The following is a 14,230-nucleotide window of genomic DNA, read 5'->3' on the forward strand; positions in this document are numbered from 1 at the left end:
TGGCCGGATTGCATCGATAGACCGGGTATAAACGGCGGCTGTGGCGGCAAGGAAGAGTCAAGGAAGTGGCATCGCAGGGCGATTTTGCGACGGTTCGATTTCTTGTCTGATCACTTGTCTACTGCCAATCGTCGATTGAAATACCGTTGCTGTCGCCTTCATAGGGTTCTCTCGCTTCCAGGTCGTCGGCAGTGAGCTTTCGGGTGCGCAGCAGGCGCGCCCGCGGGTCATAGTCGAGCTCGCCCCAGTTAATGGCGACGTCCTTGCGACCGATACCCAGAAAGCCGCCTTGGGCGATCACGACGAAGCGCAGCTTCGACGTGGCCTTGTCCAGAACGACATCGTCGACCTCGCCCAGCAGCTCGTTCTTGCGGTCCCAGAGGCTCATGCCCTGTATCTCGCGGGCAGTTTCCAGGTCGACGGATCCCGCAGTATTGGGCCCTGCGGCGTTGCCGGATGCGGGCGACGGGCTGGTTGGTTCTTGCTGGGCAAAGCTCGGCAACGACATAAGCCAAACCATCAGCATCGCGGCGAAGCCGGTTTTGAGCAGAATGCCGGTGTTGCGCGAAACGAATGAGTACGAACGAGGCGAGATCACAAGTCCTCCTACGACAGCGAATCCAGATCGGTGAAGCACCTCTCTTTCTTGACCCCTATGAACGGAGATTATTCCGCGATAAGGCTCCGGATTTTCGTCGGCGGCCTTTAGAAGCCGTAGATCAGCGAGGCCTTGGTTGTCGTATCCAGCTCTTCGGTATCGTCCGGTACGGGGCTGCGGTAGTTCGCGATAAAAGAGAACTTGCCGGCCAGGCTGTCGATGATCTGCAGGGTCAGGCTGGTTTCGTTCTCTATTTCGCTGCGCTCGCGATCAAGACGGATCTCGGTGTCGTTCGCCAGGGTCGCCGTCTCGGAGATATTCCAGGCGAGGTCGTTGCTGATTCGCACACCGGGGGCTGTTTCCGTGCTGCCTCTGTCGCTCTTCTGGAAGACCCTCAGGCTCGGTCCGGCCGCCAGCGTCCACTCGAACGCCTCGTCGTCGATCAGCCTGATTCCCAGGCCGGTTGAAGAGGTGAACTCGTAGTCGAAGCCGCTGAAGCGGTCGTCGTCATAATGTGCCAGGCCATAGACGAAGGTGCGCTCCGTGAGATCGTAGTGCAGTTGGTATTCCGCTTCGAAAGCCTGTGCTTCGGTCTCGCTGCGGGTCCTGAGATAGTCGAAGGAGGCGCTGGCAAGATGTTTCCAGGGGGCGGCTTCATAAACCACCTCGGCGCCGGCTGAAACCCCCGCATTCTCGGTGTTTCCGCTGCGCGCCACCCCACCCACGTCGATGTTTCCGGACCAGGGGCTTTTCTCTGCCTCGTCCTCCGGTCCGGGCGGTGTCTCGGCCGTTTGCCGGCCCGTAAGGGGCTCAACCGGCGCCTGTGATGGCACCACCAGGCCGGCCGAAGGAGCGCGCTCGTTCCGGCTTTCCAGGGCTGGATCAAAGAGCGCGGTGAGCATGAGTTCGGCGGCCCAATCCGGGCGTAGTGTCATGGCGTGGCGCAGGATCGTTTGCTTTTGATCGGGGGCAGCGGCGATGGCGCTTCGCAACGCAGCGCTGAAGTCATTGATCTGTTGCCCCTCGGCTGCTGTCGAGATGGTTTGCCGTAGATCGTCTGGAAGAGAGTCTTGCGAGGCGTGGGCCGATGTGGTGATCAGGCTGGCGCCTGACGCTAGCGCCAACAGGACGCTCAGGCATTGTGGGGCCGCGAACATGGCCACGGACTATAGGGACGAAGGGCGCGCCGATGCTGTGTCGCCTTTGTGTTGGATAGCCATATGCAGCGCGCTGACTGTTTTCCCGAATGGTCCTTAACATCCGGCTCGGCGATCGATTCACCGCTTCGAAAAAGCCGTCACGGCTTCTTGTTCGCCTGAAGCCAAACAGCTCTGCGAAGCGTGGTAGGCGAGCACAATACTGATTGATGGATAGAGTCTCTGCTAACCTGTATTCGATGCCGATGAAGGTCGCTATAGCAACACTGCGAAGCGGCTTGACAAGTGTCGTGGTGCGGCAGGCACGATGACTTCATCGGGTAGCGTTAAAGTTTTTGCGTGCCATTGCTTTAATACTGCTTCTCTTTTCTTGTCACTGATTGATCAAAGAGGCACAATTCGCCGCGCGGGGTGGCATCACCGGATTCGTTTTGACGTTAGGGGATTAGACAATTGGCAACTACCAAGACTGCGAAGAAGAAGCCTGCGAAGAAGAAAGCGCCGGCGAAACGTGCGGCCGCCAAGAAGGCGACTGCTAAGAAAACAGCGCGCAAGACGACAGCGCGCAAGACCACTGCGAAGAAGAAGGTAGCCAAGAAGACGGCTGCCAAAAGGAAGCCCGCGGCTAAGAAGAAAGTCGCGAAGAAAAAGGTAGCGAAAAAGACCGCTGCCAAAAGGAAGCCCGCGGCTAAAAGGAAGGTCGCGAAAAAGAAAGTTGCTAAGAAAAAAGTCGCTAAGAAAAAAGTAGCGAAACGGAAGCCCGCGGCGAAGAAGAAGCCTGCGGCGAGAAAAAAAGTTGTGAGAAAAAAATCAGCTAGATCATAACCTTACACCTCGCGCTGAGACGGTGCTTTGCCGTCTCGCTACCCAACCCGGTAAGAGTTATGATGACAACGGCGATCGCTCCAGAAGCGGTCGCCGTTTTCTTTTTTTTATGGCCGAAGCGCGACACGAAGGAAGTCACCGCAGACGCCGTTCAGCGGCCTCGTCCCACAGTGAAGCGTGGTCCTCTATGACGATGGATTCGGGTCAAAGCGGACGGGCCTCAGCTTCCGCTTTCCTGTGGCTCTCGGCCGAAGATTGAGATCGCATCATGAAGATCCGGAAGGACGCGTTCGACCGCGTCTTCGCCTTCGGCAATGATCTCGTCGGCGCGGTCGAACTCGAACAATCCGACGTTGCCGAGGCGCGGCGTGATGTGAACGTCGGGGGGCTCGCCGGCGAGTCGGGAGCGCGAGATTCGGTCCTGGACGATGCCCAAAGCCGAAATCATCACCCCAAACATGCTCGGTTGACTCGGTTCGCGCCGAAAGATTCGACTCGCCAGCGCGCCGATACGCGATTTGATCGGGGCTTCCTCGCTTCCCTGAATCTCGCTCAGAAGGTCAAAGCCGGCGACGGTCGGGACGGCGGAGCCTGCACGCCGTTCCTTGCCGATGATGTCGGCGTTAAGATTTACCGCGATGACCATCTGCGCGCCGAGGGCGCGGCAGACTGAAACGGGCACCGGGTTCACGAGTGCGCCGTCGACCAGCCAGCGTTGATCGTGCTGCATGGGTTCGAAGATGCCGGGCAGCGAAAACGACGTGCGCATGGCATCGACCATGTCGCCGTTGCGCAGCCAGACCTCATGCCCGGTCACAAGGTCGGTCGCCACCGCCACGAAGGGCGTGGTGAGGTCTTCGATCTTCATGTCACCCAGTTCATGGCGCATGGCATCGATAAGATGGCGGCCGCCGAGCATGCCGCCGTTACGCATACGAAAATCGATGTAGGAGATCATCCTCACTTTTGTGAGGGATCTTGCCCAGGCTTCCAGGGCTTCGGCCTTGCCGGCCAGATGGATGCCTCCGACGACCGCGCCTATGGAGGTGCCGACGATAACGTCCGGTTCGATACCGTAGCGATTGAGGGCACGCAGCACGCCCAGATGCGCCCAGCCGCGCGCGACCCCACTGCCAAGAGCAAGGCCGATCTTCGGTCGCCACTGCGGTTCGGTTACCTGGACCATGGTTAAATATATAGGGTTTCCACTTAAGCGAATCATAATTCCCTGCCGCTGGACACGCGGCAGTGCAGAGGGGGGAAAGGCCCGGGACAGGCGCGGTACCCCTTCTGCGGGTGACGGTTTGGTGGGATCATCAAGTACTTAGCCTTGACATAACGATATCTTTATATCTTTATGATGGCATCTCGCCTGTTGAACGCCTGTCCACCGGAGGAGCCAGATGGACAACCTCTTAGCCGCCATGAAGGCCGCCGCCGAGCCAACCAGGCTGAGGCTTCTGGTGCTCTGTGCCCACGGCGACCTGACGGTGTCCGACCTGGTGCAGATCCTCGGTCAGAGCCAGCCAAGGGTTTCGCGGCATCTGAGACTGCTCACCGAGGCCGGACTGCTGGATCGCAACCGCGAAGGCAGCTGGGTCTACTACCGTCTTGCGCAGCAGGGGCCGACCGCCGGGCTCGCGCAGACACTGGTTGATTCGATTCCAGGCGAAGACCCGACGGTCGGACGGGATCTGGGCCGGCTGGAATCAGTGATGGCGGAGCGGGCGCGGCGGGCCGAGGATTACTTCCACCGGATGGCTGCGCGCTGGGATGAAGTCCGGGCGCTTTATGTACAGGACGACGAGGTCGAATCCCTGCTGCGCCAACTGATCTCACGCGAGAAGGTGTCGGACCTGCTCGATGTCGGCACGGGCACCGGCAGAATTCTCGAGATCCTGGCCGGGCAGGTGGAGCGCGCGGTCGGCATCGATCTCTCGCCGGACATGCTCATGATCGCCCGCTCAAAGCTGGAGCGGGCAAGATTACGCAACTGTGTGGTTCGCAAGGGCGACATGTACAACCTGCCGGCGGCGACCGGCAGCTTCGATGCGGTCACGGTCCATCAGGTCCTGCATTATGCGGAGCGCCCGGCCCAGGCGATTGAAGAGGCTGCGCGGGTTTTGCGGCCGGGCGGCAGGCTGTTCATCGTCGATTTTCAAGCCCACGCGCAGGACGTGCTGCGCGACGAGCACGAGCACCGCTGGTTGGGGTTTGAAGAGAACAGCATAGCGACCTGGCTGAAAGATGCCGGACTGGAGCCTGCGGAGAGCCGGCACCTGGCCGGCAATCCGCTGACCATTTCGATCTGGTCGGCGCGTCGGCAAGACGCCCCCGTCCGCTCGACCGCAGCATAGCGCTAAATCAGAGAGAGAAATTATGGCTGAAGCGATAGACCACACGCTGCATTCTCAGGTTAGGCGCAAGCACGGCCCGGCGACGCGCCCGCGCTTTTCTTTTGAGTATTTCCCACCCGCTTCGCCGCTTGCCGAAGAGCGCTTCTGGCGGACCTTGCGGGCGCTTGGGAGCTTCGACCCGGATTTCGTCTCCGTAACCTATGGCGCCGGCGGCACGACGCAGGATCGAACCATCCACGCGGTGGAACGCATTCTCAATGAGACCGATCTCAAGCCTGCCGCGCACCTGACCTGCGTTGGGGCCAGCAGGGCGCAGATCGATGCCCTTGCCGAGCACTATTGGGCTGCCGGTGTTCGCCGTATCGTCGCCTTGCGGGGGGATGCCCCGAAAGATCAGCCGAACTTCAAACCGCAGGCCGACGGCTATGCCTTCGCGGCCGATCTGGTTGCCGGACTGCGCCGGGTGGCCGATTTCGAGATTTCGGTGGCCGCCTATCCCGAAGTGCATCCCGAGGCGAAGAGCGCCGAGGCTGACCTGGATAACCTGAAGCGAAAGCTCGATGCCGGGGCGACCCGCGCCATCACGCAGTTCTTCTTCGACCCCGACGACTTCCTGCGCTTCCTCGATCGTGCCCGCGCCGCCGGCATTACCGCACCTATTATCCCCGGGATACTGCCCATCGTGAACTTCAAACGTACCTGTGAAATTGCGGCAAGCTGCAAGGCTTCGATTCCGTCATGGCTTCCCGGTCTCTTCGAGGGCCTGGAGGACCAGGCCGATGTCCGCGACCCTGTCGCCGCGTCGGTCGCGGCGGACCTTTGCCGCTATCTGGCGGCGCGCGGGGTTGAGGAGTTTCACTTCTATACCCTGAACCGTGCCGATCTGACATCAGCGGTCTGCCGTTTGCTGCTCTGCGATGCCGCGATGCAGGCAGAACCGGAACGCCGACAACTGCTTGTGGCAGGTGCCGCGCAATGAGCAAGTTGCTTGACCGGCTTTCAGAACAGGTATTGCTCTGCGACGGCGCCATGGGCAGCCGCGTGCAGGCAATGGATCTGTCCATTGAGCACGACTACTGGGGCCAGGAAAACTGCACCGAGGTGCTCAATCTGTCCCGCCCGGACATGGTGCGGGAGATCCACCGCGGCTATTTCGAGGCCGGCGCGGACATGGTGGAGACCAATACCTTCGGGGGATCGCCCATCACGCTGGGCGAGTTCGGCCTGACCGATCGCGCCGAGGAGATCAATCGCCGTGCCGCGGAGATCGCCCGGGAAGCAGCTGAACTCTTTTCCGGGGACGGTCGTGAGCGTTTCGTTGTCGGCTCCGTCGGGCCCGGTACCAGGCTGCCCACGCTGGGCCATATCGACTACGACTCCCTCGAAGATGCTTTTAAGACCCAATGCGACGGGCTGATCGCCGGTGGCGCCGATGCCATCCTGATTGAGACTTGCCAGGACACCCTGCAGGTAAAGGCGGCGGTAAACGGCGCCAAGCTGGCGCGGGCGGCGGTCGGCAGCGATCTGCCGATCATGGTGCAGGTCACCGTGGAAACCACCGGTACCCTGCTGGTCGGCGCCGACGTGGCGGCGGCGGCAACCGTGCTCTCCGCGCTCGATGTTCCGGTCATTGGCCTTAACTGCGCGACCGGCCCGCAGGAAATGGCACCCCATCTGGAGTGGCTGGCGGAGAACTGGCCGGGTTTCATCTCGGTGCAGCCCAACGCCGGCCTGCCGGAACTGGTCGATGGGCAGACCCGCTATCCCCTTCAACCGCAAGACCTGGCCGCGTGGCTGGACCGCTTCCTCGATGAAGATGGTCTCAACATCATCGGCGGTTGCTGCGGCACGACGACAGAGCACATTGCGGCGCTTGATGCCATGCTCAGCAGACGGGCCGGCGACAGCGCCAAGCTTGGTGTCCGCCCGGCACCCAAGCAGCGCCAGAGTTTCTGGGTGCCCTCCGTTGCTTCGCTCTACAGCCAGATGCCGATGCGTCAGGAGAACGCCTATCTTTCCATCGGCGAGCGCTGCAATGCCAACGGCAGCAAGCGGTTCCGCGAACTGCAGGAGACCGGCGACTGGGACGGTTGTGTCGCCATGGGCGTCGAGCAGGCCCAGGAAGGCTCCCACGCCATCGACGTCTGCACCGCCTTTGTCGGCCGCGATGAGGTGGCGGAGATGACCGAGGTCGTGAGCCGCATGCGCGGCTCGGTTTCGGCGCCCCTGGTCTTTGATTCCACCGAGTTGCCGGTCCTTGAGACGGCGATGAAGCTTTACGGCGGCAAGCCGATCCTCAATTCCATCAACTTTGAGGACGGCGAGGAGCCGGCGGAACAGCGTGTGAAAATGGCCCGCCGCTTCGGCGCCGCGGTCATCGCGCTGACCATCGAGGAAAGCGGCATGGCCAAACAGGCCGATCACAAGCTTGCCGTTGCCAAGCGCCTGCACGACTTCGCCTGTGTCCAGCATGGCCTGCCGGCCAGCGACCTGATCATCGATCCGCTGACCTTCACGATCTGCACCGGTAACGAGGATGATCGAAAGCTCGGTCTCTGGACCCTGGAGGCCATAGAGGGTATCGCGCGTGAGCTGCCGGACTGTCAGATTCTGCTTGGGCTCTCGAATATCTCCTTCGGGTTGAATGCGGCGGCGCGCCATGTGTTGAACTCTGTATACCTCGATCATGCCATCAAGCGCGGCCTGACCTCGGCAATCGTGCACGTCAGCAAGATCGTGCCGCTGCATAAGATCCCCGAGGAAGAGGTGCGGGTGGCGGAGGACCTGATCTTTGATCGCCGTCGGGACGGCTACGATCCGCTGCATGTGTTCATGAGCCTCTTTGAGGGCCGCACCGCCGCGGCCAGTGTGAAGAAGGCGCGGGCCGAGGACGTCGAAACCCGCCTCAGCGACCGCATCGTCGACGGCGACCGTCAGGGCCTGGAAGATGACCTGAACGAAGCGATGGCCAAGCACCCGCCGCTCGACATCATCAACACCCATCTGTTGGCCGGTATGAAGGTGGTCGGCGAACTCTTCGGCGCCGGCAAGATGCAGCTGCCCTTCGTGCTGCAGTCAGCGGAAACGATGAAAGCGGCGGTGCGCTTTCTCGAACCCCACATGGAGAAGATCGAGGGCCAGGAGAAGGGCATCATCGTCCTGGCCACGGTGAAGGGCGATGTCCACGATATCGGCAAGAACCTGGTCGACATCATTCTCACCAACAACGGCTATAAGGTCGTCAATCTCGGGATCAAGCAGCCGATCGACAATATCCTGGCGGCGGTGATCGAACATGGCGCCGATGCGGTCGGCATGTCCGGCCTGCTGGTGAAGTCGACGGTGGTGATGCGCGAGAACCTGGAGCGCATGACCCGCGACAACGTCGCCGTGCCGGTGATGCTGGGCGGTGCCGCGCTGACCCGCAACTACGTCGAGCAGGATTGCGCGGCGGCCTATGCCAGCGGCCAGGTCGCCTATGCCCGCGATGCCTTCGACGGCCTGTCGCTGATGGATAAGGTGGTGAACGGTAACTTCGCCGCCCATGTCGATGAGCGCCGGAGCAAGGGGCAGGCGCGCCCGGGTAACAGCAAGCGGGTGTTGGGAGAAGCGACCCGGGCCGATCAACGCCCGGTCGATTTCGAGGAAACCCGTCTGCGCCGTGAGGAACTGGCCGAAGGGGTCGAGGTTCCGGAGCCGCCGTTTTGGGGCGCGCGGGTCCTGGCCCGGGTGCCGCTGGATGCACTGGTGCCGTTCCTGAACGATCGCATGCTGTATCAGTTCCAGTGGGGCTATCGGAAAAACGGCCGCTCGCTGGAGGACTACATGATCTGGGCGCGCAAGGAACTGCGCCCGACCCTGAAGCGCATGCTGGATGTTTCCAAGCAGCAGGACATTCTGGTGCCGCAGGCGGTTTACGGCTACTGGCCGGCCAATGCCGAAGGCAACGACGTGATCCTCTTCGACCCGGAAGACCAGGACCGGGAGGTGGCGCGCTTTACCCTGCCGCGCCAGGCCCGTGCCGGCGGGCTCTGTATTGCCGATTTCCTGCGCGATGTCGCCAGCGGTGAACGCGATGTCATGGGCCTGCAGGTTGTCACGGTCGGTCAGAACGCCTCGGACGTGGCACGGGACTGGTTCCGCGACGACCGCTATCAGGATTATCTCTATCTGCACGGGCTCGGTGTGGAAATGGCTGAAGCTCTGGCTGAATACCTGCACAAGCGTATCCGCGCTGAACTCGGCTTCGGGCACGAGGATGCGCGGGATCTGGAGGCCATGCTGAGCCAGGGTTACCGGGGGTCGCGCTACTCCTTCGGTTATCCGGCCTGTCCGAACCTGGCGGATCAGGAACAGCTGCTGGGCCTTCTGAAGGCCGAGGAGATCGGCATCGTCATGTCCGACGAGCACCAACTGCACCCGGAACAATCGACCTCGGCGATCGTTCTGCATCATCCGCAGGCGAAATACTTTTCGGTCTAACAGAGGCCGTACCGGCCCGGGAAAGGGAGGAAACAAATGATGGCTGCATCAAAGAAGGTACTGGACCTCGAAGATTACCGTCAGGAGGGCGATACGGCGGTTGCCGAGGCGGCGAAGGCGGCCGACTGGTGGCAGCAGGAATGGTTGAAATTCCCCACCGTCAGCCTGGACGACAGCGAAACCTGGCGCTACTGGGATGTGCCGGCGGACAGCGGCGTCTATCAGGACGACTGGCCGCTCGGCGAGCGTCTGGCCCGGGAAACCATCGCCCAGATGCGCAGTTTCCCCGAAGGCAGCACGGTACTGCGCAAGATCCTGCGCGATATGGACCCGGAGACCACGGTTGCCCAGGGCTTCCTGACCGGGCTGGAAGACTGTCTTTGTTACCCGGAGCGCAATCTCTAGTCGGGCCGTCTTTAACGGTGCCGCAAGCGTCCGCAGAAAATGACGAGCAGCAGCAGGAAGACGGCTGTCACCGCCAGCGACAGGCGCAGGCTCGAAAGGTCGGCCAGGAACCCGACCCAGGCAGGCCCCAGCAACGACCCGCTATAGCCAACCGTGGCCACCGCGGCGATGCCGCTGCCAGGGCCGATCCCTTCCTGACTGCCGGCCAGCGAAAAGAGGACCGGCACGATGTTGGCGACCCCCAGGCCGATCAAGGCATAACCCAGGAAGGTGAGGGTAGTGCTTTCCCCGCTGAGCGCCAGGGCATAGCCGCAGCAGGCCAGAATGGCGCTGCCTCTCAGGATGACGACGCGACTGCTGCGGGCCACCATGCGATCCCCCAGCAGGCGTCCGGCCGCCATCGCCGCCGAAAAGACTCCAAAGCCCATCGCCGCCGTCGCAGCATCCCTGCCCAGAGCGTCGCGCAGGTAGACCGCCGACCAGTCGAACATCGCGCCTTCGCAGACGAAGGCTACAAAGGTGAAAGCGGCGATAAGCCAGAGGGGCCTGGGCGGCAATGCCAGGATTCGCCGCCTTATTGCTGCTGCCGGCTGTGCATCCGCGAACAAACCCTGCAGGGCAAAGATCGCGGGAGGGATCACAACACAGCAGATCCCGATCAAGTAGTGCGACAACTCGCCGCCGAGCCCGTAGGTCAGGGCCGCCGCAGCGGCGCCAGCCATCCCCCCGATGCTGAAGAAGGCGTGCAGCGACGACATGATCGGCCGGCCGCGTTGACGCTCTACCGTGATGCCCTGCGCGTTCATGGATACATCCATCAGCCCGTTTGCAAAGCCGATAACCACGACGATGGCGAGCAACTGGGGCAGCGATCCGGCCAGCAGCACCAGCGGCAGGCTCATGCTGAAGCCCAGGGTGCTGAAGAGCAGGACAAGGCGACTGCCGAAACTGTCGATCCTGGGACCGCCGAACAGCATCGCGACGATGGAACCGAAGGCAAAGAATAGCAGCGCCAGACCGAGTGTTCCCTCATCCAGGGCCAGGCGCTCCTTGATCTGGGGAATGCTGGAGGCCCAGCAGCCGATCAGAATGCCATTGATAAAGAAGATCGCGGTGATCGACCCTCTGGCTCTACCGGTCGCGGGGGTGGCGTGAAAGATCCGGCGACTCCTGGGTTACCTGAGCGCCCGGATTGGAACGCAGGCCTGATTGTCGGCGTTCACCGTGCCTGCTTGCGGCCCGGATTGTGAAGGACCGCTTTTTCCATCTCCGCCGCCGGGATGAAGAGGCCGCCGCGGGTTTTCCAATGGCGGTGCCGGATCACCCGGTAGCCCTCGGCTTCGTAGAACGGCAGCCCCGTCAGGCTGGCCCCGATGGAAACGCGCCCATGCCCGGCCGCGGTAATGGCTGCCTCCGCGCGCCGCAGCAGCAGGCGGCCAAGGCCGTGGCGTGTCCAGTCCGGATCGACATAAAGGCCCCTGACCTCATTGTCCTTGCGCGAGCAGAAGGCGACGACCCCCGTTTTGCGGGCGACGGCGACCTCGAAGGCTTCGCCGTCTTCATTCATGGCCTCAATGTAGCGGTCCGGTGTGTTGCCGCAGGCCCAGCTTTCCACCTGGGCGTCGCTGTAAACTCTGCGGCCCAGGATCAGAATGGCCCGCTGGTGGACGCGCAAAAGGCCGTCCGCGTCGCCGGGCCTGCCCGGGCGCAGCTTGTAGGGTGGAAAGAATCGCTCAAGAGGGCGCATGGTTAAAGGCTAGGAAAGTATGGTTTTTCTGGCAAGCGCGATCTGCCGGATACCGGTTTAGCCCTTGGTTTCCGCTTCGTAGCGGGCGCGGGTTTCTTCGTTGGGCGGGTAGAGGCCGGGCAGTTTCGCGCCGTTCTGCACCTCCCGCATGATCCAGCCTTCCAGTCGTTCCTGTTCCAGGCCCAGGCCGGCGACCTCTTCGATCAGGTCCTTTGGCACCACCACGGCGCCGTCCTTGTCGGCGACGATCAGGTCATCCGGGAAGACGGCGACGCCGCCGCAGCCGATCGGTTCCTGCCAGCCGACGAAGGTGAGGCCGGCAACCGACGCCGGTGCCGCCACGCCGTTGCACCAGATGGGCAGGCCGCTGGCCTCGACACCCTCCAGGTCGCGCAGTACCCCGTCGGTGATCAGGGCCTCGACACCGCGCTTGTGCATGCGCGCGCAGAGGATGTCGCCGAAGATCCCGGCATCATTGACGCCCATGGCATCGACCACGGTGATAACGCCCTCGGGCATGTCTTCGATGGCGGCGCGGGTGGATCTGGGTGACGACCAGGAGGCTGGCGTCGCCAGGTCCTCGCGCGCCGGAACGAAGCGCAGGGTAAAGGCAAGGCCGACCCGGCGGGTGGTCTCACCGGCAAAGGGCTTGGCGCCGCGGAGCCAGACGTTGCGCAGCCCCTTTTTCAGCAGGACGGTGGTAATCGTCGCCGTCGTGATCTGCGCGTAGGCCTCGCGCAGGGCGGGATCCAAAGAAACCAAGATCTGCTCCCTAACTTTCCTGTTGCCTCGTCACTCAACAACCCGGCACTCAATAACCCAGCGCGCAGCCGTCCTTGCGCGGGTCGGAGCCGCCGGCCAGGGTGCCGTTTTCCCAGTCGATATGGATCGCCTGGCTGCCGCCGATCGGCTTGGAGGGTTCACAGAAGCGGTGGCCCATGTCTTCGAGCTTCGACAGTACTTCGCGCGGCACGCCGCTTTCCGCTTCCACTTCGCTCTCGCCTTCGCCGGGCAGGGCGAAGATCCGCGGCATGTCCATGGACTGCTGGATATCCAGTCCGTAGTCCAGCAGGTTGGTGAGGAAGCGGGCGTGGCCGGCGGCCTGGTAGTGGCCGCCCATCACGCCGAAAGGCATCACCGCGCGGTCGCCCTTGGCGACCATGCCCGGGATGATCGTGTGCATCGGGCGCTTGCCCGGGGCGATGCAGTTGGGGTGCTCCGGGTCGACCGAGAAGGCCCCGCCGCGGTTCTGCAGAACGACACCGCTCTTCGGCCCGGTAATGCCGCTGCCGAAGGAATTGAATGTCGAATTGATGAAACTGACCGCGTTGCGGTCCTTGTCCACCACGCTCAGGTAGACCGTGTCGGCATGGGCGGCGATCGGGGCCGGGGCGGGCGGCACCGCGCTGCGGTCCAGCTTGATCGTCGCGCGCAGCTCTGCGGCATAGTCGGCGGAGAGCAGTTTCTCGACCGGAACCTCCGCCTGCGCCGGGTCGGCCAGTTGGGCGTCGCGTGCGCCGTAGGCCAGGCGCATCGCTTCGATTTCGATGTGCAGGCGCTCGGCGCCCATCGCGTCCATCGAGGCCAGGTCGTAACCGGAGAGGATATTGAGCAACAGCAGCGCGATGACGCCCTGGCCGTTGGGCGGGCATTGGTAGATGTCGTAGCCCTTGTAGCCGGACTTGATCGGGTCGACGTACTCACCGGCGGCGGCGGCGAAGTCTTCCAGACTGTGCAGGCCGCCCAGTTCGCGCAGATGGGCGACCAGGTCTTCGGCGATCGCCCCTTTATAGAAGGCGTCGCGGCCCTGCTCGGCGATCATCTCCAGACTGGCGGCCAGAAGGGGCTGGCTATGGACGCTGCCGAGCGCCGGTGGTTTGCCGTTCGGCAGGAAGATGCCGCTGGTGACCGGATCGTGGGTCAGTGCTTCGATCTCGCCTTCCCAATCCGCCGCAACCCGCTCGGTAATGGCGTAGCCGTCCCGCGCAAAGCGGATCGCGGGCTGCAGCATGTCGCCCAGGCTGCGGGTACCGTGATCGCGCAGCAACTGGGTCCAGGCATCAATGGAACCGGGAACCGTGACCGAATGAGGTGTAAAGCGTTCCAGCTTCTCGATGCCCCGGTCCGCATACCACTGCGCCGTCGCTGCGTTCGGCGCCCGGCCCGAGCCGTTGAAGGCGACGATGTCGGATGAACCGCGCGGCGCACAGAGCACGAAACAATCGCCGCCGATGCCCGTCGATTCCGGTTCCACGACACCCTGAACGGCACAGGCTGCCACCGCTGCGTCCATGGCATTGCCGCCGTCCTGAAGGGTGTTGATCGCGGTCAGCGTTGCCAGGCTGTGCGAGGTGGCTGCCATGCCGTTCATCGAGCGGGCGACCGAGCGGCCGGGAAGTTCCAGATTGCGCATGACCTTGCGGGGCTCCTTGAGACTTAGAAAAGCGCTGATAACTGTCTGCAATCCACGCCGCCACATCGGCAGGTGGAATTGTCAGCAGACCAGTTTGATCGAGTGGTTGCCTCTGATTTAGCCCGCAAGGCACGGCTTGGGAAGTCTTGTCTGTATTCGGCGCCTCGGCGTGGCGATCGATCTGCAATCACCGCTTGACCTTCCAGTCACTGGAAGCACCACATCAGAGGGGTCGATAACTCATTG

Annotated in this window: 12 protein-coding genes; 5 read left to right on the plus strand and 7 right to left on the minus strand. The window is 62.7% G+C overall.

From position 1 onward, the window contains the following. Positions 1–118 precede the first annotated feature (118 nt). Complete coding sequence (locus HBA54_RS28940; protein ID WP_167221123.1) at positions 119–598, minus strand: PRC-barrel domain-containing protein; 480 nt, start codon at positions 596–598, stop codon at positions 119–121. Positions 599–705: 107 nt separating this feature from the next. Then, positions 706–1,722 (minus strand): DUF481 domain-containing protein, encoded by a 1,017-nt coding sequence (locus HBA54_RS02725; RefSeq protein ID WP_167221125.1) that lies wholly within the window; start codon positions 1,720–1,722, stop codon positions 706–708. Positions 1,723–2,208: 486 nt separating this feature from the next. Between HBA54_RS02725 and HBA54_RS02730 the strand changes: the two genes are divergently transcribed. Continuing rightward, positions 2,209–2,580 (plus strand): hypothetical protein, encoded by a 372-nt coding sequence (locus HBA54_RS02730; protein ID WP_205944375.1) that lies wholly within the window; start codon positions 2,209–2,211, stop codon positions 2,578–2,580. A gap of 220 nt (positions 2,581–2,800) precedes the next feature. Here HBA54_RS02730 and HBA54_RS02735 read toward each other — a convergent pair whose 3' ends face one another. After that, positions 2,801–3,766 carry a patatin-like phospholipase family protein gene (locus tag HBA54_RS02735; protein ID WP_167221127.1) on the minus strand — a complete coding sequence of 322 codons (966 nt, stop codon included), beginning with the start codon at positions 3,764–3,766 and terminating at the stop codon, positions 2,801–2,803. 217 nt (positions 3,767–3,983) lie between these two features. On the opposite strand from HBA54_RS02735, the gene HBA54_RS02740 reads away from it, so the two are divergent. The 4 genes from HBA54_RS02740 to HBA54_RS02755 are packed head-to-tail and all read left to right on the plus strand — an operon-like array spanning position 3,984 to position 9,824. After that, positions 3,984–4,937, plus strand: coding sequence for an ArsR/SmtB family transcription factor (locus HBA54_RS02740; RefSeq protein ID WP_167221129.1), 954 nt, complete (start codon positions 3,984–3,986; stop codon positions 4,935–4,937). 22 nt (positions 4,938–4,959) lie between these two features. After that, the gene (gene metF / locus HBA54_RS02745; RefSeq protein WP_167221131.1) at positions 4,960–5,916 is read left to right on the plus strand and encodes a methylenetetrahydrofolate reductase [NAD(P)H]; all 957 of its coding nucleotides are present in this window, start codon (positions 4,960–4,962) and stop codon (positions 5,914–5,916) included. Further along, a complete protein-coding gene (metH, locus tag HBA54_RS02750; protein ID WP_167221133.1) occupies positions 5,913–9,419 on the plus strand; it encodes a methionine synthase in 3,507 nt (1,168 codons plus the stop codon). Before metF ends, metH begins: the two co-directional genes overlap by 4 nt. Positions 9,420–9,455: 36 nt before the next feature. Next, entirely contained in the window at positions 9,456–9,824 is a 369-nt protein-coding gene (locus tag HBA54_RS02755; protein WP_167221135.1) for a hypothetical protein, read from the plus strand. A gap of 11 nt (positions 9,825–9,835) precedes the next feature. Here the strand turns inward: HBA54_RS02755 and HBA54_RS02760 are convergent, their stop codons facing one another. Genes HBA54_RS02760 through ggt form a run of 4 tightly spaced genes read right to left on the minus strand, consistent with a single transcriptional unit; the run spans position 9,836 to position 13,984 of the window. Next, on the minus strand, positions 9,836–10,984 hold the full coding sequence (locus HBA54_RS02760; RefSeq protein ID WP_167221735.1) for an MFS transporter: 1,149 nt from the start codon (positions 10,982–10,984) through the stop codon (positions 9,836–9,838). Between the two features lie 59 nt (positions 10,985–11,043). Next, a complete protein-coding gene (locus tag HBA54_RS02765; RefSeq protein ID WP_167221137.1) occupies positions 11,044–11,571 on the minus strand; it encodes a GNAT family N-acetyltransferase in 528 nt (175 codons plus the stop codon). A 57-nt stretch (positions 11,572–11,628) separates the two neighbouring features. After that, on the minus strand, positions 11,629–12,333 hold the full coding sequence (locus HBA54_RS02770; RefSeq protein ID WP_167221139.1) for a ribonuclease activity regulator RraA: 705 nt from the start codon (positions 12,331–12,333) through the stop codon (positions 11,629–11,631). 49 nt (positions 12,334–12,382) lie between these two features. Beyond that, complete coding sequence (gene ggt, locus HBA54_RS02775) at positions 12,383–13,984, minus strand: gamma-glutamyltransferase (protein ID WP_167221141.1); 1,602 nt, start codon at positions 13,982–13,984, stop codon at positions 12,383–12,385. Positions 13,985–14,230 lie beyond the last annotated feature (246 nt).

This window comes from Pelagibius litoralis, from assembly GCF_011683915.1.
In the GTDB taxonomy this organism is placed as follows: Bacteria; Pseudomonadota; Alphaproteobacteria; order Kiloniellales; family Kiloniellaceae; genus Pelagibius; species Pelagibius litoralis.

What these genes read in the sequence shown, in the direction of transcription:
- HBA54_RS02735 (WP_167221127.1), bottom strand. Translation starts at nt 3,766, where the DNA reads ATGGTCCAGGTAACCGAACCGCAGTGGCGACCGAAGATCGGCCTTGCT.
- HBA54_RS02740 (WP_167221129.1), top strand. Translation starts at nt 3,984, where the DNA reads ATGGACAACCTCTTAGCCGCCATGAAGGCCGCCGCCGAGCCAACCAGG.
- metF (WP_167221131.1), top strand. Translation starts at nt 4,960, where the DNA reads ATGGCTGAAGCGATAGACCACACGCTGCATTCTCAGGTTAGGCGCAAG.
- metH (WP_167221133.1), top strand. Translation starts at nt 5,913, where the DNA reads ATGAGCAAGTTGCTTGACCGGCTTTCAGAACAGGTATTGCTCTGCGAC.
- HBA54_RS02755 (WP_167221135.1), top strand. Translation starts at nt 9,456, where the DNA reads ATGATGGCTGCATCAAAGAAGGTACTGGACCTCGAAGATTACCGTCAG.
- HBA54_RS02765 (WP_167221137.1), bottom strand. Translation starts at nt 11,571, where the DNA reads ATGCGCCCTCTTGAGCGATTCTTTCCACCCTACAAGCTGCGCCCGGGC.
- ggt (WP_167221141.1), bottom strand. Translation starts at nt 13,984, where the DNA reads ATGCGCAATCTGGAACTTCCCGGCCGCTCGGTCGCCCGCTCGATGAAC.